Source organism: Salinisphaera sp. SPP-AMP-43 (assembly GCF_049568105.1).
Classification (GTDB): domain Bacteria; phylum Pseudomonadota; class Gammaproteobacteria; order Nevskiales; family Salinisphaeraceae; genus Salinisphaera.
Map to the genome: position 1 here is coordinate 2659977 of NZ_CP145335.1, position 24517 is coordinate 2684493.

The following is a 24517-nucleotide window of genomic DNA, read 5'->3' on the forward strand; positions in this document are numbered from 1 at the left end:
GCCGACATAGTGTAGCCGAGCGAGCCCATCGAACCCCAATCCCGGGTCGCGCCGCCAACCGAACGCCCGTCAACGAAGCGTTAGTCCTTATCGTCGGTGGACAGTACGGCGAGAAAGGCCTCCTGCGGAATCTCGACGCTGCCGAGCTGCTTCATCCGCTTTTTGCCTTCTTTCTGTTTTTCTAGCAGCTTGCGCTTACGCGAGACATCGCCGCCATAGCATTTCGCGGTCACGTTCTTGCGCATTGCCTTGACCGTGGAACGAGCGATGATGCGGGTGCCGACAGTGGCCTGAAGTGCTACGTCGAACATCTGCCGGGGCACGATATTCTTGAGCTTTTCGACCAGCGCCTTGCCACGGTCGTAGGCTTGCTCGCGATGCACGATATGCGCCAATGCATCCACGGCATCACCGTTGATCAGTACATCCAGCCGGACCAAATCGGCCGCCTGGAAACGCGCGAAATCGTATTCGAAGGACGCAAAACCGCGCGAGACCGATTTCAGACGGTCGAAGAAATCCAACACCACCTCGGATAGCGGTATCTCGAAATCCATCTGCACCGAGTTGCCCATATAGGCCATGTTCTTCTGCACGCCGCGCTTTTCCATGCACAGCTGCATCACCGGGCCGATATATTCCTGGGGCATCAGGATCGATGCCTTGATGATCGGCTCGCGAATCTCGTCGATCTCACCCGCCGGCGGCAGCTGCTGCGGGTTGGAGATCGACAACTCCTCGCCGGCATGGGTCAGCACCTGATAGACCACGGTCGGCGCGGTGGTGATCAGATCGAGACCGTATTCCCGCTCGAGCCGTTCCTGCACGATCTCCATGTGCAGCATGCCGAGGAAGCCAATCCGGAAACCAAAGCCAAGTGCGGCCGAGGTTTCCGGCTCGTAGTTCAGCGAGGAATCGTTCAGGCGCAGCTTGGCCAGCGCATCGCGAAAGTCTTCGTACTCATCGGAATTAACGGTGAACACACCCGCGAATACCCGCGGCTGGACCTGCTTGAAGCCAGGCACACGCTCCGCACAGGGCGCATGAGCATGGGTCAGCGTATCGCCAACCGGGGCGCCATCAATGTCCTTGATACCCGCGATGACGTAACCGACCTCACCGACCTCGAGAGCCGCGCGCGATTTCTTCTTCGGCGTAAAGATACCGACATCATCGACCTCGTACTGGCGCTCGGTCGACATGACCTTCATGCGATCGCCCTTGGCCAGGCGACCGTTGCGAATCCGCACCAGCGATACCACGCCGAGATAGTTGTCGAACCAGGAGTCGATGATCAGCGCCTGCAACGGCGCTTCCGGATCGCCAGCAGGGGCCGGTACGCGTCGGATGATGGCTTCGAGCACGTCGGTCACGCCCTCGCCCGATTTGGCCGACACCAGCAGCCGCTCGGTCGCCTCGATCCCGATCACGTCCTCGATCTGCTGTGCCACGCCATCCGGATCGGAAGCCGGCAGATCGATCTTATTGAGCACTGGCAGGACTTCCAGATCCTGCTCGATGGCCGTATAGGTGTTCGCCACGCTCTGGGCTTCTACGCCCTGCGATGCATCGACCACCAATAGCGCGCCTTCGCAGGCGAACAGCGAGCGCGACACTTCGTAGGAGAAATCCACATGGCCGGGCGTGTCGATGAAATTGAGCGTATAGACCTGCCCATCGAGCGCGGTGTAGTCGAGCGTAACCGCCTGCGACTTGATGGTGATGCCGCGCTCGCGCTCCAGATCCATCGAATCGAGAACCTGGTCGGCCATCTCGCGCTCGGTCAGACCATTGCAGGTCCGGATAAAGCGATCGGCCAGGGTCGATTTGCCATGGTCGATGTGCGCGATGATCGAAAAGTTGCGGATATTTGACTGCATGTCGGTCTCGGCACGGGCCGGCATAAAACAATCGCCCCGGCGACAACCGGGGCGATACGAAGGTGCGAGCAGTATACGCGCAACGCGGGCGTTTTTTTAGCCGCCCTGCTTGGGTGGGTCGCCGCGGTCCGGCTCGTGGGTCTGCATCGGCAGATATAGACGCACCCCATCACGCCAAACCAGCAGCGCAACCGGGCCGTCCGCGGCCCGCAACGCATCCAATACGGCCTGGCGATCTTCTACATCGGTGGAACCGACGCTCAGAATCACGTCCCCAGCCTGTAGCCCGGCCTCGGCGCCTGGCCCGGGCGTGACCTCGGTCACTCGAACGCCGCCGCGATCCAGGCCGAGGGTACCCCGCTGCTTGGTATCCAGCGACTCGAGCGACAGGCCATAAGCCGGCTGCTCCGGCGCCTGCTCCGGATTCGATCCGTCCCGACCGCCGCCATTCTGGAATCGGGCCGGCAGCGCGGCGATCTTGATTGTTTCGGTACGTGTCTTGCCACGGCGCAGAATCGTGAGCTCAGCCGTTTCCCCCGGCACGATCGAAGCGACCAGCGGCGGCAGATCGGAGGCCGAGTCGACCGACTGGCCGTTAAAAGCCAGAATCACGTCGCCGATATTGATATCGGCCTGGGCCGCCGGGCTGTCCTTGAGCACCTGGGTAACCAGCGCCCCTTCCGGGCGCTTGAGATCGAAGGATTCGGCCAGTTCGCGATCGACATTCTGGATCTGCACGCCCAGCCAGCCGCGTGTGACATGGCCAGTATCGCGGAGCTGCTTAGCGACCCGCATGGCGATATCGATCGGAATCGCGAACGATACCCCCTGATAGCCGCCGGTCTGGCTGTAGATCTGCGAATTGATGCCGACCACTTCACCGGCCAGATTGAACAGCGGGCCGCCGGAATTGCCGGGGTTGATCGCGACGTCGGTCTGAAGAAACGGCACATATTGATCGTTGGCGAGACTACGGCCTTTGGCCGAAACGATGCCGGCGGTGACCGAGGTCTCGAAACCGAACGGCGAACCGATCGCCACGACCCAGGCACCTACGTCGAGCCGGTCCGGATTGCCGATCTTGACTGTCGGCAGATGCTCGGCCTTGACCTTGAGCACCGCCACGTCGCTATCCGGATCGGCCCCCACGACCTGGGCGACCAGTTGTCGGCGATCGTTGAGCTTGACCACGATCTGACCTGCGCCGGTGGTGACGTGTCGATTGGTCAGAATATAACCGTTGGGCGAAATGATGAAGCCGGAGCCCAGCGAAACGTGCTCGCTGCCGTTAGGCAGCTGAGGCATCTGCCGATCCTGGCCATCCGACCGGTCGCCGAAAAAGCGCCGCAGCCAGTCGCTGAATGCGTCATCCCGGTCGCCAAGCCCGCTTTCGGTATCGGCATTGCCGTTGTCGGTCTGCGGTGGCATGGCGCTGATATTGACCACCGCCGGCGAGACTTTCTTAACCAGACGACTAAAATCGGGAAGCCCGGAAACCAGCGCTGTGGAACCAGACTGCTCGTGGGCGCCGGTCGTTGCAGACGCTGGCCCGGAGTGTGACTCGGTCGGCGCCGAAACGCTGTCATCGCTCCCATTGCCGCAGCCGGCCAACGCCAACAGCCCGCAAAATGCCAGGGCCATCCACCCCGCCTGTGTGCGAAGCCTATCCATGTTCGGTATCCCCTTGGTTGACGGACGCCGCGTTCTCCCTGACGTCCTTTAGTCTAGGCGTTGTCCAGACACTATGCACGCGGCATCGACGCCCTCGGCGTCGGCGATTGGTCGCGGTCACCGGGACGGCTACAACAGGCGCTCTGATTGCCGTAGTAGCCTCGACACGGCCTAGACTGAGTGCTTTCGGCGTGCCCGCAGGCCTACTAGTGGCCGCTCGACAGATCGGTGTCCTGGCGCACCAAATTCTCGGCGATACGACGCGCGGTGATCGCCGGCACCTCACCGACGACCGTGATCTGCGTATTGCCCACGATATCGCCGTATGCGTTGACGGCCCCCATGCGCGTCGCGCCCTTAAGCGGCGCTCTCAGGCCGGCGGGAGCAATGAACGCCGATACCGTCGCAACGCCATCAGTGAACAGCATCTGCCGGACCGAAGCGCTCGGCGTGACTTGGCGCACGCCATCCTCGGCCAGTTCAAAGCCCGGCGGCAAGTCGTTGGCCTGCCAGCGATCTTCGGCTGCGGCAGACGGCTGCTCGGAGACATGTACCGACTCGTGGCGCACGACCCGGAAACCATGCAGATCGTAGCTGGACACAAATTCGGAATCGGGAACCGACTTGGGAAACGACACATCGGTGAACATAAGCTGCTCGAGTCGCTTGCCGTCCTTGAGCAATTCCAACTTGAGCGGCAATTGGGTCTCGGCATCGATCAGCATTTTGTAGCCGTAACGGAACTGATCCTTCGGCCGAATCTCTACGATTCGGCAGTCGCGCCCGGCCGAGCGCGTCTTGCCCTGATCGAGCACCGCATAGTTCGCCTTGAGCTGCCCGGCCGAGAAATGCGCGATGCTGCCGAGCAGACTCTTGGGCGGATGCTCGGAGATCAGCACCAGCTTGTGCTCGGGCAGAATCGAGGTGACCTTGTCGCCCTTGCGGATAATTTCCCGGGCCTGGCCCGTCAACGAGACCAGCCGCTCCTGTTCCTTGTGGTCGTGATAGCGGTGCACGACCTTGAGCGTATCCACGTCGCCGTGACGCAAAGACGCGATCACGCCGCGATAGGTCTCGCGGCGTACCGCGTCGGAAGCCTGGCTGAGCAGATTGATCGCTTCGGCGGTATCGGCATCGTCACCACCGGCAGATTCCGGTGGCGCAGCAAAGGCCGGTGCGATCAGTCCGAATACGACGAGAAACGCAGTTAGCGCTCTCGTCACTGGGCTACATCCTGGCCGTAAGAAGACACACGGATCAGCGCCGGCGTGGTGCTAGACATGCCATAGCCCCGCGCCATGCCATTGTGATCGACGAGATAGCCATTGAGCTCGTCACGCACGGCCGGATCCGAAACCGACCAGTGGTCAGCAGCGCCATCGGTCATGCGGGTGGTGCGTCGCTGTGCGCTTTGCAGGGCGACCGTGGATGGGCTGGCCGAAGCGACCGTTTCGACCTGGCCGGGTTGAGCCGAGACCGAACTAAAATCGGCCAACTGGTCGTTCCAACGGCCGCTACCGAAGCCTTGGCGCGTGCTGCTCTCAGCATCCCGCGTACGTGTGCTCGTCGTGCCAGCGTTGTTGGCTGCCACCCGGGTCTCGGCCGTGTTGCTGCCATTGCGCAGCAACGGCTGCCCCGCCAGGAACACGACGCCGGCTACCGAAGCCGCGGCAGCAAATCCGGCCATACCCCGCCAGCGGCGCGTACGGTTGGCGCGTGGCAGCGCTACCACGTTGCTGCGCTCGAGGGGAGGCGTCGCCACCGTTTCTGGGTGGTCCTCCTCGGCAATCGCCTTCATGACACGATCGGCGAACCCGGTATCGACCGCGACCGGCGTCTCGGCGCTGTGCGCACGCAGGGTCGTCCGAATCCAGTGCTGGCGCGTCCAACTGTCGCGCAAAGTTTTGTCACGCAGCAACGCATTGACCACCGAATCCGACTCGTCACGCGTGGCTTCATTGTCTAGAAAGGCGGACAACTGCTCGTTCATAACAACCTCACTTGTCCGAAAGGGACACCAGCTTTTCCTCGATTGCCGCACGCGCCCGAAAGATGCGCGAGCGCACGGTGCCGACCGGACAATCCATTGATTGCGCAATCTCTTCGTAACTCATGCCATCCAGTTCTCGCAACATGATGGCGGTTCTCAAATCCTCTGGCAGTTCGCGGATGGCACGAATGACCGCATCGCGAATCTCCTCGCTTTCCATCAACGCTTCGGGCGTATCCTGCTCGGAAAACCGATCGGTATGCCCGAAAGCCTCGGCGTCCGATACATCGATATCCTGGCTCGCCGGACGGCGCGACCGCGCGACCAGGTAGTTCTTCGCCGTATTGATCGAAATACGATAGAGCCATGTGTAAAAGGCACTGTTGCCTTTGAATCCGGCAAGCGCACGATAAGCCTTGATGAAGGCTTCTTGAGCAACATCGGGCGCTTCGGCCGGGCTTACATAGCGAGCCGCCAGCTTCACGATCTTGTGCTGATACTTGCGTACCAGCAGATCGAAAGCGCGGTCGTCGCCGGCCTGGGCCCGTGCGACGAGCTGTTCGTCGGTAGCGTCTTCGCTCATCTACTCGCGGCACGCGCCCGGGATACGGATTGTCAGGCTGGATCGATGTGCGTCTACCTCGTTTTGCCAGAATGCCATGTCGGCGTCACTCCCGTAGACCACGGGAGTCGCCAATAGTTCGGCAATCAATTTGATGGCTGGGTAGATCACCATGCGCGGAGCATCCATCCGGCTCTGAAACAATTTAGGGCCATAGTCTAGCGAGGCGCATGCCTCACGTCATGCCAAGATCATTCAGCCACGGTCTGGCTGGGCGCGTTACCGGTCGATCACCGTACAAACCGGCGCCTCTAGCCAGGCGCCTGCGGTGGCCAGAAAACGCCGGACCACGTCCTGGGCACAGCCATTGCTCGACAGAATGCCATGCGCCGCGCCAGAAACCCGCAACAACTGCCGCCCCGGCCGATCGAGCACGAACTGCGCGCTCGCGCTCAGCGGCGTGAGCACGTCCTCGGCGCCTGCCAGTACCAGCGTCGGCACCGGCCTCGGGCTATCGAGCGGCGCGACCGGCGACACCGGCCAGTGACGACATATCGCCGACGTCGCCGTCTGTGATAGCGCACAGCGGCTGCTCCAGTACACCGGCGCCGTCTCGGCACTCCGGTCGTTCAACTTTTGCAACGGCCGGGCCAACGACACCAAGGTCTCTGGCCTGGCCAGCGATTGACGCAGCCGGTTGACCAGCGCGCTGCTGTTCGCCACCCCGTAACCCGATAACAGCAGCATGGCACGCAGTGCCTGGGCATCGACCGTGAACATGCGGGCCCTGTAAGGCACCCGGGCCCAGGCCAATGTGCGCGGCTGGGTCGCCCGACGGCCCATCAACGCCTCGATCAACGTCGACGCCGAAGGCACTCCCAGCCGACAGCCCAGGTCGCGCCGACAGCCGGCTATCAACTGGCGCTGTCGGCGAGCCCAGGTTGCCCGGCGACGGTCTTCGATTCTCCCTGGATTCAGTACCGGCGAATCGAGTATCAGCGCCCGGACATCGGCCGGGTAGCGCGCCTGCAATCGACGCGCGATCACCGCACCGAAGGACTGGGCCCATAGTACGGCGCCGGCCGCATCGACGGCCTGGATCAGTCGGTGCAGATCTGTAACTTGGGCACGAATACCCAGCGCATTGGCAGTCGGCGCCCCTAGGCGCTTGAAACATACTTCGAGCGCGGCCGCCTGACAGCCCGGCCGCGGTCGGCTGCGGCCTGTGCCACGCGGATCGAAAATCACCAGGTCCCGAGGCCAACCGGCCCGCTGTTGGAAACTACGCCAGGCGCGCAGTGCGGCATCGGTCTGACCGCCCGGATCCCCCGGCCCGCCGGGCACATAGATCACTGGCTGCGGGGTCGGCCGATCGGGCCGAGCCCGAAGGCGCGTGACCCGCAGCCGCACCGGCATGTCATTCAGGCGCTCCCCGGTTTTGAGCCAGCCACACTGCATATGCGCCGCACTGGCCTGGCCGATCGCAGCGGCCGCACAACCGCGCCAATCCAGGCTAGGCGAAGCGTCGACCGAAAACGCGGCCAAAATCCCGGCTATCGCAGCGGATACAGTCACGAGCCGTCTGCTCATCCGGCATCGCTCGGCGGCGCCACTCGACATCGCGCGCGCAGCCGCCGGTGCAGATCCGAATCGACGGCATCGGCCGGAATGACGATCGTATGTGCCCGGCGATGCGCATCGCCACGCCATTTTAGACGCACCCAGAGCGCGCCCCAGCTTCGAGCCTCGATGCAGCGCCCAGACAACGGCGCGCGAGCGAAGCGTTGCCAGTGCACGTGGTGGTCCGCCGACCAGCGAAAGGCTGTGCAGACACCGGGCGCACACAGCCGAAAACGACGATCGGCTCGCCATGCCGCCACCGCCAGCACGGCCGCCAATATCGCGAACTCCGGTATAGCCCATGCAAGCGCCACGGCCACCCCTACGGCCACACTGTGCACGAGCGCGCTGCCGATACGCAGCATCGGCGATGGACGAAGCGTCACATGAATCGTGTCGTCAAAGCGCGGCATGACGGCTGGGCGCTGCTAGGCGCTGACTTTCTCGAAAAAAAGACCGAGCATTCAAATGCATGCCCTCGAACAGCGCTTGCCGACGTCCGGCAAGCCGGGGCCAGACACGCTGGGCAGCATGGGATCGATGGGCTAGACGCGCTCGAACTCGCGAATGCGTTCGACCAGCTCGGCCTGTTCCGGCGTCTCGGCCTCGGCCCGCCCCATGAACAGCACCCATAGGTCCGGGTCTTCATAATGCAGCAGATTGACGAAGGCTTCGTGCTGGGCGGCGCTCAGACTGTCGTAGTCCGAATTCACGAAGCGCTCCAACAACACGTCCAGCTCTTTCATGCCACGCCGGCATAGCCAGCGTATCCGCGCTTTTTCGCTCATGGTATTAACCTGCTGAACACTAAAAACCCCGCGATACATCGCGTACCGCGGGGCCAAACAGACGATACGGTCGGCTTAAGTCCGACGCTCGACCATCAATTTCTTGGTTTCCTGGATCGCTTTGGCCGGATTCAGCCCCTTCGGGCAAGTATTGGTGCAGTTCATGATGGTATGGCACCGATACAGCTTGAACGGGTCTTCCAGCTCGTCCAGCCGATCCCCGGTGGCTTCGTCGCGCGAATCCACGATCCAGCGATAGGCCTGCAGTAACACAGCCGGGCCGAGATAGCGCTCCGGATTCCACCAGTAGCTCGGGCAGGCGGTCGAGCAGCAAGCACACAGGATGCACTCGTAGTAGCCATCGAGCTTGGACCGATCCTCGGGCGTCTGTAGACGCTCTCGGGTCGGCTTGGCGGTATCGGTCTTGATCCACGGCTCGATCGATTCGAGCTGGGCATAGAAATGGGTCAGATCCGGCACCAGATCCTTGACTACCGGCATATGCGGCAGCGGATAGATCCGAACGTCGCCGTCGATGTCTTCGATACGCGTGGTGCAGGCCAGCGTGTTCTTGCCATCGATATTGAAGGCACAGGAGCCGCAGACCCCCTCGCGACAGGAGCGCCGGAAGGTCAGCGTCGGATCGATTTCGTTCTTGATCTTAATGACCGCATCCAGAACCATCGGCCCGCAGCGATCGAGATCGATCTCGAAACTGTCGACCCGCGGATTCTCGCCGGCCTCAGGCTCCCAGCGATAGATGCGAAAGGTCTTGACGTTGGTTGCGCCCTCGGGCGCCGGATGGCGCTTGCCCTTGGAGATACGCGAGTTTTTGGGCAGTCGAAATTCAGCCATGGCCGGCCTCCATTTCAAAGATGATGGGCCGACGCCCAACGGCGCCGGCCGGAAATCGGCAGCGTTAGTAAACGCGTTCCTTGGGCGGGATATGTTCCATCTCGTCGGTCATCGGCTGCAGATGAACCGGGCGATAGTCGATATCGACCTGCCCCGGACCGCGATACCAGGTCAGCGTGTGCTTGATCCAGTTCTCGTCGTCGCGCTCAGTGTATTCCTCGTGCGCATGCGCACCGCGGCTCTCGGTCCGGTTATTGGCCGCATGCATGGTGCAGATCGCACACTGCAGCAGGTTCTCCAGCTCCATGGTTTCGACCAGGTCGCTGTTCCAGGTCATCGAACGATCAGTGACCGAAACATCCGAGAACGACGCTACCTCCTGGTTGATGACGTCGACACCCTTCTTGAGGCTGTCGGTATTGCGGAACACCGCCGCGTATTTCTGCATCGACGTCTGCAGGCTAGCGCGCAACTCGGCCGTCGGCGTACCGCCATCGGCATGACGCAGATTGTCGAAACGCTCCAACGCCTTCTTCTCCGAGCCCGAGATATCGGCCTTGTGGCGCTGGCCGGGCGATACCAGCTCGGTGCAGCGCTGAGCTGCCGCGCGGCCGAACACCACCAGATCCAGCAGCGCATTGGAGCCCAGACGATTGGCACCGTGCACCGAAACGCAGGCCGTCTCGCCGACCGCCATGAGCCCGGGCACGATCGAATCCGGATCGCCGTCCTTGAGGGTCACGACTTCGCCGAACGGGTTGGTCGGGATACCGCCCATGCAGTAGTGCACGGTCGGGAGCACCGGGATCGGCTCTTTGGTGGCATCGACGTTGGAAAAGATCTTGGCCGTTTCGGTGATGCCGGGCAGCCGCTCGTGCAGCACCTCGGGGCCCAGATGCTCGAGATGGAGCATGATGTGGTCGGATTTTTCACCGACGCCGCGGCCTTCGTTGATCTCGATGGTCATGGCCCGGCTGACCACGTCGCGGGAAGCCAGATCCTTGGCGTTCGGCGCATAGCGCTCCATGAAACGCTCGCCTTCGGAGTTGGTCAGATACCCCCCTTCGCCGCGCGCGCCTTCGGTGATCAGACAGCCTGCACCGTAGATCCCGGTCGGATGGAACTGGACGAATTCCGGATCCTGGAGCGGCACCCCGGCACGCAGCGCCATGCCAATGCCGTCGCCGGTACAGGTGTGCGCCGAAGTACAGGAGAAATACGCCCGGCCATAGCCGCCGGTGGCTAGGATCACCTGATGCGCTCGGAAGCGATGCAGCTGGCCGCCTTGCAGATCCCAGGCCAGCACGCCTTTGCATTCGCCGTCCTCGGTCATCAGCAGATCGATGGCGAAGTACTCGACGAAGAACTCGGCGCGCGCCTTGAGCGACTGCTGGTACAGCGTGTGCAGCAGCGCATGCCCGGTTCGGTCAGCGGCCGCGCAGGTGCGTTCGGCCTGGCCCTTGCCGAAGTGGGTGGTCATGCCGCCAAACGGGCGCTGGTAGATCTTGCCTTCCGGGGTACGCGAAAACGGTACGCCGTCGTGCTCGAGCTCGATGATCGAAGGAATCGCTTCCTTGGTCAGGTGCTCGATGGCGTCTTGGTCGCCCAGCCAGTCACTGCCCTTGATCGTATCGTAGGCATGCCAGCGCCAGTCGTCCTCGCCCATATTGCCAAGCGCGGAGGCGATGCCGCCCTGAGCAGCCACGGTATGGCTGCGGGTGGGAAAAACTTTGGTCACGCAGGCCGTCTTCAAACCGGCATCGGCAAGCCCGCGCGTCGCACGTAGGCCAGCACCGCCCGCGCCTACTACGACGACGTCGTGCTCGTGATCGATGATGTCGTAGCTTTCGCTCATCAGGCGGCTCCCACAAGAATCATGAGTACGGAAACGATAGCCGCAACGGCCATCAGGATATTGATCAACTGCAGCGCGATCAGCGTTGCCAGCTTGATCGCTTCGTTATGTACATAGTCTTCAACGACGGTCTGAAGACCAAGCTGCGAATGATAGAAAATGGCGGCCAGGTAAAACGCCAGCAACGCCGCCTGGAAGGGCGAAGACAGCCAGTCGGTCACGCTGGAGTAGCTGGCGCCGAACTGAGAGGCCAGGCAAGCCACGAACCACAGCGTCAGCGGCACGAGCGCTACAGCACTGACGCGCTGGGCCCAAAAATGGGAGGTCCCGGTTTTGGCGCTGCCTAGGCCGCGGGCGCCGGCCAGCGAGGAACGGATACTGCTCATAGTCGAATTCTCCGGAATACGTCGAGTCGAATCAGGCGATCAACGCCCAGATCCAGACGAAGATGGTCAGCGCGGCAGCAATGCCGATCACCGCGAAGCCGCTTTTACGCGCGGTTTCGAGATCCAGACCAAGGCCGATATCCCAGACCAGATGACGGATGCCATTGCACAGGTGATAGAACAGCGCGAACGACCACAGGAACATGATCAGCTGTCCAAACCACGACCCAAACACCCCATTGACCGCAGCATAGGTATCCGGCCCGTTGGCCGCGGCGATCAGCCAGATCGCCAGTAGCACCGCACCGATGGCCAGCAGAATGCCGGAGGCCCGGTGGGCGATGGAGGTCAGCATCGAGATCTGCCAACGATAAATCTGCAGATGCGGCGATAGCGGTCGGTTCGGCTGACTACTCATACAGTCCCCGGATAGTCGTGAAAGTGAAATCGAATACTAGAAGTCGATACAGCGTCCATTCTTCTCCCAGTCGCCGTATCGAACCGGGTCTGGCCCCTTCGGCCCACCATACTCCCGGGGACGCGAATCCGGCGCCGATTCATCGGGCGCCTGGGGATCGGCATGGGGTTCGAGATCGCGGTCTTGAGGCGATGCGGGGTCGACGCCGGAATGCGGTTCTTCGGCGGACGTAACAGGCTGCTTCGGCATACAGATACTCTAAACCTCGCGATGTGCGCTGGCAACATGATAGGCGGCCAACCGAGCGTTTGCCCACCTTGGTTTACAGTCGCACTACAATACGCCTCACAATCCCTTTGGATGCACTTATGGGCGAACCCGCGCCTGTCGAATCTTTGCGTCTCGGTGTGATCCGTGCCTCCGGGCCCGATGTCGACCAATTCTTGCGTGCCCAGCTCAGCAACGATGTTTTGCGGCTCGGGCCGGACCGGCACTTCCTGGCTGCCTGGTGTGACGCCAAGGGCCGCACCCAGCTCGTGCTGCGGGTCGCTATGAGTGACGACGCCTATTTGCTGCTGCTGCCCCGGGAACTGCTCGACGCAGCCCTGCAAAAACTGCGCATGTTCGTGCTTCGACTCAAAGTCGAGTTGACCGACGTCAGCGCCGACTATCAAATCGTCGGGGTTCACGACGACGACCGCATTCCACCGGTCGATCGCACTGAACAGCGCGCAGGACAGATCTGGCTGGGCCTACCCGGCTCGCAGCCCCACCCGGCGCGGGCCCTAGTGCTGACGAGGGGCGCGGCCGAGCCGCCAGCGCCGTCGATGCCGGCCGATAGCGCCGACTGGGCGATGTCCGAAATCGATGCCGGGCTGGCGCAGGTGACCGCGGCCACCCAGAACGAGTTCGTGCCGCAAATGCTCAACCTGCATTGGCTAATGGCTGTGGATTTCGATAAGGGATGCTACCCAGGCCAGGAGGTCATTGCCCGCCTACAGCACCGAGGCCGTCTGACCCGGCGCGTGTTCCGGCTGGCCTGGCAGGGCCGACGGCCGACTCCGGGCGAACCGGTACATACGGCCGACAAGACAGTCGGCCAAGTGCTGCTGGCGGCTGGCGAGAACGAGGGCCGGCTGTTGGCCGTGGTGCAGGTGGATGCCGCCGCAGCCGAAGCGCTACACATCGACGACGGCCAAACGCTCGAACTGCTGGAACTGCCCTACCCCACCCCGGCTTAGCGGCTTATACCGGTCGGGAACAGGTCGGACCGGCCTTCGGGCCGGCCGACCTGTGCGGCTTTCTAGAACGTGTCTTTCCGCGGGCGCAACTGCGGGAACAGCAGTACATCCCGAATTGCACTCGCGCCGGTAAGCATCATGATCACGCGATCGATCCCGATGCCAGCCCCGCCGGTCGGCGGCAAGCCGTACTCGAGGGCTGCAATGTAATCGGCATCGTAGTACATGGCCTCGTCGTCGCCGGCCTCTTTAGCTTCGACCTGGGCCCTAAAGCGCTCGGCCTGGTCTTCGGCATCATTGAGCTCGGAGAAACCGTTGGCGACCTCACGACCAGCAACGAACAGCTCGAACCGTTCGGTCACCGAGGGATCATCGTCGCGCCGCCGCGCCAGCGGGGATACTTCGGCGGGATAGTCGGTTACGAACGTCGGCTCGTGCAGTTGGTGCTCAACCGTTTCCTCGAACAGCTCGGTCAGCCATTTGCCCATCCCCCACGAGGCCTCGCCGCGCACGCCGGCGGCTTCTGCGACCGTTTTCAAACGCACAGGATCGTCGATGTCCACAGCCGTTATATCCGGGTTGTAGCGCAGCACCGCTTCGCGCATCGGCAGGCGCTCGAACGGTTTGTCGAGCATGACCGCATCTTCATTACAGGCTTCGCCGTGTCGCTCGGCCACCAGACGCGACAGTTCGCGCAACAGGGCCTCGATCTCGTCCATCAGCACTTGATAATCGGCATAGGCCTGATAGAACTCGAGCATCGTGAACTCGGGATTGTGTCGAGTCGACAGCCCTTCGTTGCGGAAATTGCGGTTCAATTCGAAAACGCGTTCGAGGCCACCGACGACCAATCGCTTGAGATACAGCTCCGGCGCCACTCGCAGATAGAAATCGTGCTCCAGTGCGTTGTAGTGCGTCACGAACGGCCGAGCCGCTGCGCCACCAGGAATCGCCTGCAGCATTGGCGTTTCGACTTCCATGAAATCGCGTTCTTCGAAGAAGCCGCGAGTCGCTCGCAGGATCGCACTGCGCGCCTTGAATACCGCCCGCGATTGCGGGTTGATGATCAGATCCACATAGCGCTGACGGTAACGAGCTTCAGTGTCCGACAGCCCATGCCATTTTTCCGGCAGCGGCCGCAACGACTTGGTCAACAGCCGTAGCTCGACCGCCTTGACCGACAACTCGCCTTTCTTCGTGCGCGCCAGCGTGCCGCGCACACCGACGATATCGCCCAGATCAAGCTGCTTGAATGCCTTGTAACTGTCCTCGCCGAGCAGATCGCGCTGCACGAACAACTGGATCTGGCCGCTGGCATCCTGCAGAGTGGCGAAGCTGAGCTTGCCCATCACCCGCTTGGCCAGCAGCCGACCAGCCACCGCCACCTCGGTGCTTGACGCCTCGAGTGCTTCGGCATCGTCCGCGGCATGCCAGGTCTGCAGCTCACCGGCCTTGGCATCCGGACGGAAATCGTTGGGAAACGCCTCGCCGGCATCGCGCCAGCCCGCCAGTTTCTCCTTACGCTGAGCGATCAGCCGATGCGTCTCTTCGGCTCCCGTACTCGCATCATTCATGGCTACAGACCCTGCTTGAGACTTTCCTCGATAAACTGATCGAGATCGCCGTCCAGAACGGCTTGCGTATTGCCGACTTCGACGCCGGTACGAAGATCCTTGATTCGCGACTGATCCAGCACATAAGACCGAATCTGGCTGCCCCAACCGATATCGGATTTATCCGCCTCGGTCGCTTCTGCGTCAGCGCGACGCTTGGCCATCTCGCGCTCGTACAGCTTGGACTTGAGCTGTTTCATGGCGGTGGCACGGTTTTTATGCTGAGAGCGGTCGTTCTGACACTGCACGACGATATTGGTCGGCAAGTGCGTGATCCGCACCGCAGACTCGGTCCGGTTGACGTGCTGGCCGCCCGCGCCGCTGGCGCGGTACACGTCGATGCGCAAATCCGACGGATCAACTTCGATTTCCACGTCGTCGTCGATCTCGGGGGCCACGAACACGGCCGCAAACGAAGTATGGCGACGCGCGCCAGAATCGAACGGCGACTTGCGAACCAGTCGATGCACACCGGTTTCGGTGCGCAGCCAACCATAAGCATAGCCGCCCGTAACCGCGATTGTCGCACTTTTGATGCCGGCGACATCGCCTTCCGAAATTTCCGTCACCTCGGTTGCGAAACCGCGATGCTCCAACCAGCGCAGATACATGCGCAAAAGCATCTCGGCCCAGTCCTGAGCCTCGGTGCCGCCGGAGCCGGCCTGGATATCGACATACGCATTGCTGGCGTCCGCTTCGCCGGAGAACATGCGTTGAAATTCCAGCGACTTGAGATGATTCTCGACCTCGTCCAGCTCAGTCGAAATTTGATCGACCACCTCTTGGTCTGCTTCGATTTCGGCAAGCTCCAGCAATTGTTCGCTATCATCGAGCGTACTGATGGATTTATCGATCGGATCCACGACTTCTTGAAGCCGCGCTTTTTCTTGCCCGAAAGCCTGGGCTTTATCGGGCGCCTCGACCCAAATACTGCCTTCGGCGAGTTCTGCGTCGAGTTCGCTCAGACGGTCTTTTTTGTCGGCATAGTCAAAGATACCCCCGGAGGTCGCCAAGACGCTCGCGAAGCGAGACCATTCGGGTGCGCACAGCGTTAATATCCATAGATTTTTAAAGGGTCGGGAGGATCGGAAAGCCGCGGATGATTACAGGTTAAAATTTTTTTCACAACCCGGCTTTCTCATTGCCAAATTTACCAAAAGGTCGCATACTGCCTTTGCACGTCACCGGTCAGGAAACTAGTGTTTACCACTCGGTGAATGGGACCGCACAACAAACCTAAACCCGTTCAAGGGAGTTTTGAGCTATGCAATTTAAGCAACCGCTTACCGCATGCGTTGCCGGCGCGCTGGGGCTCGCCTTTTCCGCTGGCGCGTTCGCGCAGGACAACACGCCGCAGGACAAGCGCTTCTACGTCGCGCCCATGGTCTCCTACGGCTTCTTTGACAGCGATTCGATCGGAAGTTCCTCGGACAACTTCGGCAGCCTGAATGTCGACAACGACGACAGCGTCGGCATGAGCCTCGCCGTTGGTAAGCCGATCAACAGCTGGTTGAACCTTGAGCTGTATGGCTTCTACTTCAACCCCGATCAAAAACTGAATGGCCATGGCGCAAGCGACGCCGACTTGTACGGCTTTGGCCTGGACGCGCTGTTCTTCCCCGCCCGCGACACCCTGCCGGTCTACGGCATCTTGGGTGCGTCCTGGGGCAAGCAGGATCCGGGCTTCGGCTCGATCAACGGCAACAGCGTGGGTGACGACGCCGACTCGGACTACCTCGACGCCGGTGTCGGTTACATGTACACCCTCAACGATTACGGCCTGAAGGTTCGTGCCGAATATCGTTATCGTTACACGACGGTGGACTCCGCCGACGTGGTGGGCGCCGGCTATGAAGACCAGCGCTACAACGATCATATCGTGTCCCTGGGTCTGCAGATTCCGCTGGGCGCGCCCCCGCAGGCGCCCGAGCCGGCTCCGGCTCCGGCCCCGACTCAGCCGCAGGATAGCGATGGCGATGGCGTGATCGACGCCAATGACCAGTGCCCGGGTACCCCGATGGGCACCGAAGTCGATGCTCGCGGTTGCCCGATCGAGAAGAAGGCACCGATCGTCCTGAAGGGCGTGACCTTCGAATTCGATTCCGCCAAGCTGACCAGCCAGGCTGAAAACCGTCTCGACAACGTGGTCGATGCGCTGAATGCCAGCCCGAACGTCGACTTCCGCATCGACGGCTACACCGACAGCGTCGGCTCCCAGCAGTACAATATGGGTCTGTCGCAGCGTCGTGTGGATTCGGTCGAGAGCTATCTGACCGATCACGGCATCAGCTCCAGCCGCGTCACCGGCACCGAAGGTCATGGTGAGAACAATCCGGTTGCTACCAACGAGACCGCCGCGGGCCGTGCCCAGAACCGTCGCGTCGAGCTGCATGTCACCGATCAGGGTGATAGCGACAGCATGAACAGCGACAGCGGCATGTAATCGAAAGGGTTCTCCCTTTTCGATAGCCGCCTAAGCGGAGCAAGAGCCCGGCCTTTCAGGTCGGGCTCTTTTTTATGTCATCGTCATCGACGACCGGGCCGTTCAGGCTTGACGATGGGGCGGCCCGGTCGCGTTATGGGCCATGCCTATGCCCCCTGCATCGCGGCCTAGGGCACAACGGCTGAGCTAGCAGCTCGCTCGTCTTCGATGCCCGCAGTTCTTCGCGTTAGACTAACGAGTCATGACGATTCCCGAAGATGTCGCTGCCTGCCTAAACGGTTATCTCGAGCGCTGCGCGCCCGGCCGCGTTGTGCAGTTCGGACCGGAGGGCACCCTGCCTTCGGCGTGGGCCGAACGAGGCTATATACAACGCCTCATTCAGCCCGACCTTGATCTAGACCAAGATCTCGCCGGGTGCGATCAGTTCGATCTGGCGCTTGTGCTCGATGCACCAAAAATTCTTTCCACCATCGCAACCCGCCAGCTGTTAGCGCGTCTACGCAATTACAGCGCCGGCGCTATTCTCACGGCATTCGATATCGATTCCGCCCGGCAAAGCGAGTGCTGGTCCGTTGCCGAATTTCTGGGGCTTGGATTTCGACGCGTGAGCGAAGCGCGCCAGTTGAACTCACACTACTGGATCTATCGCTACGATATCTACGACTACAAGATCACGCCGGATTGGCTCAATTCCCGCCACTGGGCCAACCCCGAGCAGTGGGATCGACGGCGCTGGTAGGTTCGCGGCGGTCTGTCGCGGGCGTCGATCAGCCCCCGGGTTGCGGCTCATGTCCTGTCGCACGCCGGCACGTCATCTGTTGCGGCACGGCCGCCGTCTGCCAATGATCGACGGCCCAGGCTATCACCGATGATACCGACTGTCGGGCCAGCCACGCCGGCGGCTGCTGGCCGAGCAACGCAAGGCATTCGGTCAACTGGGCTGCGCGTTGGCGAGCCTCCAAAGCAAGCGCGCCTGTGCTTTTGCCGAGCTTGTCGCCGTGCACATCCACGACGACCGGAATATGGGCATAGCGTGGCACCGCCACGATATCGAGGCAGCGATATATCCAGATCTGGCGCGGCGTTGATGACAGCAGATCTGACCCGCGAACGACTTCGGTCACCCCTTGGGCCGCGTCGTCGATAACCGTGGCCAGCTGATAGGCGGTGATGCCGTCGGCCCGTCGGATCACGAAATCGCCGATATCCCGCGAGAGGTTCTGGCGGCATTCACCCTGGATCAGATCACCTACGCTGATGATTTCTGCCTCAACCGCCAGTCGAACCGAACGGGCAGCACGCCCGGGCGGCAGACCATGGCGGCAGGTTCCCGGATAAACCGGCCCCTCGCTACCCACCGGGCCGGAACGCGCTTCGCGCCGGGTACAGGCACAGTCAAAAGCCAGAGCGCGCTGCTTGAGCTCGGCAATCGCCTCGGCGTAAGCGCCGTCGCGACGCGACTGATACATGACCGGCCCGTCGTGCTCGAGCCCGAAAGCCGCCAATGTGTCGATAATCGCACGGTCCGCCCCCGCGACCACCCGCGGCGTATCCAAATCATCGATACGCAGCCGCCATAGCCCACCCTGGGCCTTGGCTTGGCAGAAACTCGCCAGTGCAGCAATGAGCGATCCGAAATGCAACGGCCCCGTGGGCGACGGCGCGTAGCGGCCAACAACTCTCGACATACTGTCATGATAGCAAGCCTGCAACACGACTCTGCCGCGGCTCGAACCTAAGAAGTTCGAAAGTCGGGTGTATGCCGACCGCACACCCGGTACCCAGGCCAATGTCGCTACGGGCTCATTTCGTCTTGTAGTCTGATGCCGCCGATACGGGCATATTATCGATCAGCAAGTCGCGTCGACTGCGAACTTTGGCGCGCACGCTGTCGCTTAACGGCTGCTTCAACAGTCGCTCCCAGTAGCCCAGCGCCTGGCGGGCATCGCCTGCCTCCGAAGCCGCCAGCCCCAGATACCAAAGTGCTTTGGTGTTGCCTGGATCGGCTGCGAGCGCTCTTGCAAACACAGACCGAACCTCACGATTCAGACCGCTACCGGCAGCCAAGCGCATTTCGGCCTCACCCACCAGCAAGCTGGGAATCGCAGCGGCACGCTGATCGTTGATGCGGCGCAAGTTGTGTGCAGCGGCTGCATATTCGCCGTGCTGCTTCTCGGCCATCGCCAACCGCAGTCGCAAATCTTGAGCTTTGGGATGGCTGCGAACCTGGTCCTGCAACCGCTGCAGCTGTCGCTCGACGCTGGGCATATCGACCTGCTGCAGCGCATGCCCATCGCCCTGCCAGGCATAGCCACCGGCCGCCACAGTCACGATCAGCCCACCTGCCATCCCGAGTGCTCGCCACGCCCCCCGAAAGCCGCCCTGACCTGCTGCTGCGTTTTTTTCTTTGGAGTCCGTGTCGAGCTCGGACAGAAGCTGCCTGCCGATGCGATCCTTTTCTCTTTTGGCCTGATCTTGCGATAACCGGCCCAGGCCGACCGCCCTCTCGATTTCGCCGTAGCGTTGTCGATAAATTTCGATATTGGCATGCCGCCGCCGTTCGTCCGCGCCGGTCGAGTGTCGCCATAACGGCCAGATGAGACACACGATACAGAGCCCGACCAACAGCGTGCTGGCGACCGCGAACTCAATGGTCATCGGCAGAACCGGTCGATGAAGAACGCGTCGATTGGTCGCTCTCACGCTCGAGAATCGCCGCCAGACGATCGCGCTCGGCGGGGGCCATAGAGCGACCGCGACTGCGCCTGCCCAACAGCCTGGCAATACATCCGAGCCCACATAACAGCAAGGCTAAGGGAGCCAACCACAGGGCCCAAGTCGATCTATTGAACGGTGGCCGATAGAGCACCCAATCGCCGTAGCGATCGGCCATATATCGCCGTATTTCGGTATCGGTTCGGCCGGCCCTGATCTGGTTGGCCACGCGTTCGCGCAGATCGGCGGCAAGATCGGCATCGGACGTCGCGATGCTTTGGTTCTGACAAACCAGGCAGCGCAGCCTCTCGGTCAAGACATGATAGCGCTGCGCCTCGGCTTCGGTCATCGATCCGTCTTCGGCCCGGGCCATCGGCACCAGGCACAGCACGATCCACAGACAAAACACAGGCCACCGCAGTCTCATCGCTGCTCCGATTGCAGACGTTGCAGTCCGGGCAACAGGCGTTGCTGCATGATCTTTTCGGTTACGGGCCCGACGATTTTGTCGCGAATTACCCCCCCGCCACCGATGACGAAAGTTTCAGGGACCCCGGTCACCCCCCAGTCGATACCGGTATCCCCCGAGCGATCGAGCCCGACCGCAACGAACGGATCGCCAAACCGCTTGAGCCAACGCCGGGCCCGTTCGGGATCATCCTTGTAATTCACCCCCACGATCGGCACGCCACTCCGGCGCGCTACCTCGGCCAACACCACGCTTTCCGATCGGCAGGCCCGACACCAGCTCGCCCAGACGTTAACCACCACCGCTCGCCCGGCAAAAGAGGCCAAGCGCAGAGTGTCGTCGGGCGCCGCCAGCCTGGCCAGTTCGAACTCAGGCGCTGGCTTGCCGACCATCGCCGCGGGCAGTGCATGCGGATCGCGCGCCAGCCCGTAGGCCAACACAGCCACTAAAACAAGCAAGACCGCAACGGGCGCGATAGCGCGCCAGCGCATCAGCTTTCGGCCTCGCGCTCTACAGCGGTGTCGGCCCGCTTCCAGTGGCCAAGCCGAACCGGCCGCGGCCGCCGATAGCGTTTATCGGTCAGAGCGATCAGGCCGCCGAGCGCCGCGAGCAAGCCGCCGGACCAGATCCAGCGCACGAACGGGCGGTCATAAAACCGAACGCTCCAGTAACCACCTGGGCCAGAGTCGCCAAGCGACACATACAGATCGCCGAACAGGCCGTTGTCGATTCCGGCTTCTGTCATGACCGCCCCAGAGGCATGGTAGCGGCGCTTGGCCGGGCGCAGGGTCGTCCGTTGTCGCCCCGCCCGCTGGATCGCGAATTCGCCGATCTGGGCCATGTAGTTCGGCCCCCGACGCGACTGGGTGCCCCGAAAACCGATGTCGTATCCGGCGAACTGAAGCGTATCGCCGGGCGCCATACGCGCCTGTCGCTGACTTCCGAAACCACTGACCAAACTGATACCGATCACGAGAACACCGACCCCGGCATGGGCGAGAGTCATGCCAAGCACCTGGCGCGACAAGCGTGATCGGGTACGCCGTCGCCGCAGCCATTCTTCGACTGAGCTGGCGATGACCCAGCATCCCAGCATGCTTCCGGCCACCGCCGGCACCGCCCCTAGACCGACCGTCAGCGCGGGCAGCAGCCCCCCAGCCACGACCGCTGCCAACGCCGGGCCCCACAGCCGAGACTTGAGCCTGGCCAGCCGAGTCCGCTTCCACGCTACCGCAGAAGCCAGACCAACCAGCACAACCAGCGGAGCCATGAGCGGCACGAACACCTGGTTGAAATAAGGCGCACCGACCGACAGCTGTCCCAAACCCAAGGCATCGGCCAGTATCGGATAAAGCGTACCGATGAGCACCGACGCAGCGGCCACGACCAGAAACAGGTTGTTCAATAGCAGCAGCCCTTCACGAGACAATATCGCGGCCGGCTCTGCGGGCTGTCCCAGCTCCCCGGCTCGCAGGGCATAAAGCACCAGCGCCCCGCCCACCACGATGGCAAAAAGCGCCAGCATATAAACACCGCGCGCCGGATCGCTTGCAAAAGCATGGACCGAGACCAGCACCCCCGATCGCACCAGAAATGTACCCAGCAGCGACAACGCGAACGTCGTGATTGCCAAGAGAACGGTCCAGCTCTGAAAGATCCCCCGTTTTTCGGTCACTGCGAGTGAATGGATGAGCGCTGTTCCGACCAGCCACGGCATGAACGAGGCATTTTCCACCGGATCCCAGAACCACCAGCCGCCCCAGCCCAGTTCGTTATACGCCCAGCCGCTGCCGAGGATGATCCCCAGCGTCAAACAGACCCAGGCCGCCAGGGTCCATGGCCGGGCCCAACGCGTCCACGCGCTATCGACACGCCCGCTGAGCAAGGCCGTGATCGCGAATGCGAACGCTACGCAAAAACCAACGTAGCCCATATAGAGCATCGGTGGATGCAAAACCAACCCCGGATCCTGCAGCAGCGGATTGAGGTCGCGGCCCTGACTGGGGGCCGGGAATCGGCGCTGAAACGGATCCGAGGTGGTGAGCGTGAACAACAAAAAGCCGGCCCCGACCAGCCCCATGATCGACAGCACACTGGCCGCTACGTCGCGCGGCAGACTCCGGCTGGTACAGACCACCGCGAGCGACCAGAGCCCCAGCTCCAGCAGCCACAGCAATAGCGAACCTTCGTGGGCACCCCATACGGCTGCGAGTCGATAGAACCAGGGCAGATGAGTATTGGAATTTTCAGCGACGTAGACCACTGAAAAATCGTTGACATAAAACGACCACGCCAAGGCAGCAAAAGCGATCGACAGCATCAGGCACTGGCCGATCGCCGCCGGTGCGGCAAAATGTTGATATACCGGTCGCCTCACAGCCATGCCATACAACGGCCAACACGATTGCACCAGTGCCATGGCCAGAGCCAGCATCAAAGCAAGACGGCCCAGCTCGGGAATCATGAGGCCGCGCTTTGCAGGCGGGCCGGCATACAGCTGCTGTGCTCGTTCGGCTGGAGCGCCTTCGCCGTTTCCGGCGACATGTATCGCGAGTCGTGCTTGGCCAGCACGCGATCGGCGATCAACACGCCATGGCCATCGAGTTCGCCGTAGACGATCACGCCCTGGCCCGGCCGGAACAAATCCGGCAACACACCGTTGAAACGAACCGGCACACGAGCATCGCAGTCGGCCACCTGGAACTGGACGGTCAGCGAGGCATGTCGATGCCGGACCGAACCTGCGGCCACCAGGCCACCAAGACGAATCCGCTCATGGGCCGGCACCCGACCAGCCACGATCTCGCTGGGCTGGTGGAAATACAGGAGGTTGCCGCGGAATGCCGTCAACGTCAGCAGCAACGCCCCAGCCAACCCGGCCAGCAAACTCATGACCAGCCATACCCGGCGCCGCTGCGTTCTAGTCATCGTCGAATTCTCCGGCGCGAATTCGACGACGCAGGCGCCGATGCCGGATCAACGGCACTGCGATATTGACGACCAGCACGACCAGCAGCGAGCCATAGGCACTCCACACATAGCCGGCATAGCCACCCATCGCCCAGAACGAGCTCCCGCTACTCATCGGTAGCCAGCATACGGGCCACCCAGCGGCTACGGCGTTCGCGCCATAACAGCTCGACGCGCATACGCGAGAGCGTCAACCAAGCGAATAGCAACGTGAACCCGAGGGCGCTGATCAGCAAGGGCAGGAGCATCTCGCCCGGCATGGTCGTTCCCCCTAGAGGGCGAACGGTTGCCCCTTGATGCAGCGTGGTCCACCAAACGACCGAGTAATGAATGACCGGCACGTCGAGCACACCCACGATCGACAACAACGCACAGACGCGCGCCGCATGCCGCGGCGATTCGATCGCCCCGTTCAAGGCGATTACGCCGATATACAGAAACAACAGAATCAACTCCGAGGTCAGGCGTGCATCCCAGACCCACCATGCTCCCCAGGTCGGCTCGCCCCAGAGCGCGCCCGTAACGAGCGCCAGCATAGTGAACGACGCGCCGACTGGCGCCGCCGCCACAAGATAAATCTCGGCGATCTTGAGCCGCCATACCAACGCTATCGCGCCGGCCACTGCCATCGTGGTATAGCCGAGTAGCGACAGCCAGGCGCTGGGCACGTGGATATATATGATCCGATACACATCGCCTTGCTGATAATCGGGCGGCACAACCACCAATGCCTGGTAGAGCGCATAGACCACCAGCACCGACCCGGCGATCGCCAGACCGCGCGCCCAGCCCGCGCTGGCACGATAGAAATATGGCAGCGAGCCCAACCGGTGCACGGATAGCATCAACGAGCGACGGATCATCTGCCCAACCTTATGGTCAGCGCCGACCGGCCAGCCACCGTAGCACCGTATTGCAGCTGGCCCGCAGCACCTGTGTATATCGCTCCGATCTCTTCATAGAACTGTCGAGATAGACATTCATCATGCGACTCGCCGAGTGACGGCCCAACACCGTTATTGCCAGACAAATACGCCCCGC

Annotated in this window: 26 protein-coding genes; 3 read left to right on the plus strand and 23 right to left on the minus strand. The window is 62.0% G+C overall.

What is annotated here, in order from left to right:
- Nucleotides 1-80: 80 nt before the first annotated feature.
- The 13 genes from lepA to V5738_RS11475 form a co-directional block, all read right to left on the minus strand.
- Entirely contained in the window at nucleotides 81-1880 is a 1800-nt protein-coding gene (gene lepA / locus V5738_RS11415; protein ID WP_423820933.1) for a translation elongation factor 4, read from the minus strand.
- Between the two features lie 96 nt (nucleotides 1881-1976).
- The gene (locus V5738_RS11420; RefSeq protein ID WP_423820934.1) at nucleotides 1977-3551 is read right to left on the minus strand and encodes a DegQ family serine endoprotease; all 1575 of its coding nucleotides are present in this window, start codon (nucleotides 3549-3551) and stop codon (nucleotides 1977-1979) included.
- Nucleotides 3552-3757: 206 nt separating this feature from the next.
- The gene (locus tag V5738_RS11425; protein ID WP_423820935.1) at nucleotides 3758-4774 is read right to left on the minus strand and encodes a MucB/RseB C-terminal domain-containing protein; all 1017 of its coding nucleotides are present in this window, start codon (nucleotides 4772-4774) and stop codon (nucleotides 3758-3760) included.
- Nucleotides 4771-5541 (minus strand): sigma-E factor negative regulatory protein, encoded by a 771-nt coding sequence (locus V5738_RS11430; protein WP_423820936.1) that lies wholly within the window; start codon nucleotides 5539-5541, stop codon nucleotides 4771-4773. The genes V5738_RS11425 and V5738_RS11430 overlap by 4 nt, the downstream gene beginning before the upstream one ends.
- A 7-nt stretch (nucleotides 5542-5548) precedes the next feature.
- A complete protein-coding gene (rpoE, locus tag V5738_RS11435) occupies nucleotides 5549-6124 on the minus strand; it encodes an RNA polymerase sigma factor RpoE (protein WP_423820937.1) in 576 nt (191 codons plus the stop codon).
- Between the two features lie 258 nt (nucleotides 6125-6382).
- Entirely contained in the window at nucleotides 6383-7693 is a 1311-nt protein-coding gene (locus V5738_RS11440) for an alpha/beta fold hydrolase (protein WP_423820938.1), read from the minus strand.
- A complete protein-coding gene (locus tag V5738_RS11445; RefSeq protein ID WP_423820939.1) occupies nucleotides 7690-8136 on the minus strand; it encodes a protein YgfX in 447 nt (148 codons plus the stop codon). The genes V5738_RS11440 and V5738_RS11445 overlap by 4 nt, the downstream gene beginning before the upstream one ends.
- Before the next feature lie 132 nt (nucleotides 8137-8268).
- A complete protein-coding gene (locus tag V5738_RS11450; protein ID WP_423820940.1) occupies nucleotides 8269-8511 on the minus strand; it encodes a succinate dehydrogenase assembly factor 2 in 243 nt (80 codons plus the stop codon).
- Nucleotides 8512-8586: 75 nt separating this feature from the next.
- On the minus strand, nucleotides 8587-9366 hold the full coding sequence (locus V5738_RS11455; RefSeq protein ID WP_423820941.1) for a succinate dehydrogenase iron-sulfur subunit: 780 nt from the start codon (nucleotides 9364-9366) through the stop codon (nucleotides 8587-8589).
- A 64-nt stretch (nucleotides 9367-9430) separates the two neighbouring features.
- On the minus strand, nucleotides 9431-11221 hold the full coding sequence (gene sdhA / locus V5738_RS11460) for a succinate dehydrogenase flavoprotein subunit (RefSeq protein ID WP_423820942.1): 1791 nt from the start codon (nucleotides 11219-11221) through the stop codon (nucleotides 9431-9433).
- Nucleotides 11221-11607 (minus strand): succinate dehydrogenase, hydrophobic membrane anchor protein, encoded by a 387-nt coding sequence (gene sdhD / locus V5738_RS11465; protein ID WP_423820943.1) that lies wholly within the window; start codon nucleotides 11605-11607, stop codon nucleotides 11221-11223. Before sdhD ends, sdhA begins: the two co-directional genes overlap by 1 nt.
- 31 nt (nucleotides 11608-11638) lie before the next feature.
- Nucleotides 11639-12025 (minus strand): succinate dehydrogenase, cytochrome b556 subunit, encoded by a 387-nt coding sequence (gene sdhC, locus V5738_RS11470; protein ID WP_423820944.1) that lies wholly within the window; start codon nucleotides 12023-12025, stop codon nucleotides 11639-11641.
- A gap of 36 nt (nucleotides 12026-12061) precedes the next feature.
- Nucleotides 12062-12274: a DUF1674 domain-containing protein gene (locus V5738_RS11475; protein WP_423820945.1), complete on the minus strand. Its 213-nt coding sequence runs from the start codon at nucleotides 12272-12274 to the stop codon at nucleotides 12062-12064.
- Between the two features lie 119 nt (nucleotides 12275-12393).
- On the opposite strand from V5738_RS11475, the gene V5738_RS11480 reads away from it, so the two are divergent.
- Entirely contained in the window at nucleotides 12394-13266 is an 873-nt protein-coding gene (locus V5738_RS11480; protein WP_423820946.1) for a YgfZ/GcvT domain-containing protein, read from the plus strand.
- 62 nt (nucleotides 13267-13328) lie between these two features.
- Here the strand turns inward: V5738_RS11480 and lysS are convergent, their stop codons facing one another.
- Together lysS and prfB are read right to left on the minus strand one after the other, a co-directional pair.
- Nucleotides 13329-14840, minus strand: a complete 1512-nt coding sequence (gene lysS, locus V5738_RS11485) for a lysine--tRNA ligase (protein WP_423820947.1) — start codon at nucleotides 14838-14840, stop codon at nucleotides 13329-13331.
- 2 nt (nucleotides 14841-14842) lie between these two features.
- A protein-coding gene (prfB, locus tag V5738_RS11490) for a peptide chain release factor 2 (protein WP_423820948.1) occupies nucleotides 14843-15941 on the minus strand; the annotation gives its coding sequence in 2 pieces (ribosomal slippage) (nucleotides 14843-15868 and nucleotides 15870-15941; 1098 coding nt in all).
- 202 nt (nucleotides 15942-16143) lie between these two features.
- On the opposite strand from prfB, the gene V5738_RS11495 reads away from it, so the two are divergent.
- Complete coding sequence (locus tag V5738_RS11495) at nucleotides 16144-17322, plus strand: OmpA family protein (RefSeq protein ID WP_423820949.1); 1179 nt, start codon at nucleotides 16144-16146, stop codon at nucleotides 17320-17322.
- Nucleotides 17323-17563: 241 nt separating this feature from the next.
- Complete coding sequence (locus tag V5738_RS11500; RefSeq protein ID WP_423820950.1) at nucleotides 17564-18061, plus strand: DUF6231 family protein; 498 nt, start codon at nucleotides 17564-17566, stop codon at nucleotides 18059-18061.
- Between the two features lie 28 nt (nucleotides 18062-18089).
- On the opposite strand, the gene gluQRS is transcribed toward V5738_RS11500, so the two are convergent.
- The 8 genes from gluQRS to V5738_RS11540 form a co-directional block, all read right to left on the minus strand.
- Entirely contained in the window at nucleotides 18090-19010 is a 921-nt protein-coding gene (gluQRS, locus tag V5738_RS11505) for a tRNA glutamyl-Q(34) synthetase GluQRS (RefSeq protein ID WP_423820951.1), read from the minus strand.
- A gap of 115 nt (nucleotides 19011-19125) precedes the next feature.
- Nucleotides 19126-19980 (minus strand): c-type cytochrome biogenesis protein CcmI, encoded by an 855-nt coding sequence (gene ccmI / locus V5738_RS11510; protein ID WP_423820952.1) that lies wholly within the window; start codon nucleotides 19978-19980, stop codon nucleotides 19126-19128.
- Nucleotides 19970-20464 (minus strand): cytochrome c-type biogenesis protein, encoded by a 495-nt coding sequence (locus V5738_RS11515; protein WP_423820953.1) that lies wholly within the window; start codon nucleotides 20462-20464, stop codon nucleotides 19970-19972. Before V5738_RS11515 ends, ccmI begins: the two co-directional genes overlap by 11 nt.
- Nucleotides 20461-20997, minus strand: a complete 537-nt coding sequence (locus tag V5738_RS11520; RefSeq protein WP_423820954.1) for a DsbE family thiol:disulfide interchange protein — start codon at nucleotides 20995-20997, stop codon at nucleotides 20461-20463. Before V5738_RS11520 ends, V5738_RS11515 begins: the two co-directional genes overlap by 4 nt.
- The gene (locus tag V5738_RS11525; RefSeq protein WP_423820955.1) at nucleotides 20997-22970 is read right to left on the minus strand and encodes a heme lyase CcmF/NrfE family subunit; all 1974 of its coding nucleotides are present in this window, start codon (nucleotides 22968-22970) and stop codon (nucleotides 20997-20999) included. Before V5738_RS11525 ends, V5738_RS11520 begins: the two co-directional genes overlap by 1 nt.
- Nucleotides 22967-23434: a cytochrome c maturation protein CcmE gene (locus tag V5738_RS11530; protein ID WP_423820956.1), complete on the minus strand. Its 468-nt coding sequence runs from the start codon at nucleotides 23432-23434 to the stop codon at nucleotides 22967-22969. The genes V5738_RS11525 and V5738_RS11530 overlap by 4 nt, the downstream gene beginning before the upstream one ends.
- Nucleotides 23427-23591 (minus strand): heme exporter protein CcmD, encoded by a 165-nt coding sequence (gene ccmD / locus V5738_RS11535; RefSeq protein WP_423820957.1) that lies wholly within the window; start codon nucleotides 23589-23591, stop codon nucleotides 23427-23429. The genes V5738_RS11530 and ccmD overlap by 8 nt, the downstream gene beginning before the upstream one ends.
- Nucleotides 23584-24339, minus strand: a complete 756-nt coding sequence (locus V5738_RS11540) for a heme ABC transporter permease (RefSeq protein ID WP_423820958.1) — start codon at nucleotides 24337-24339, stop codon at nucleotides 23584-23586. The genes ccmD and V5738_RS11540 overlap by 8 nt, the downstream gene beginning before the upstream one ends.
- Nucleotides 24340-24517 lie beyond the last annotated feature (178 nt).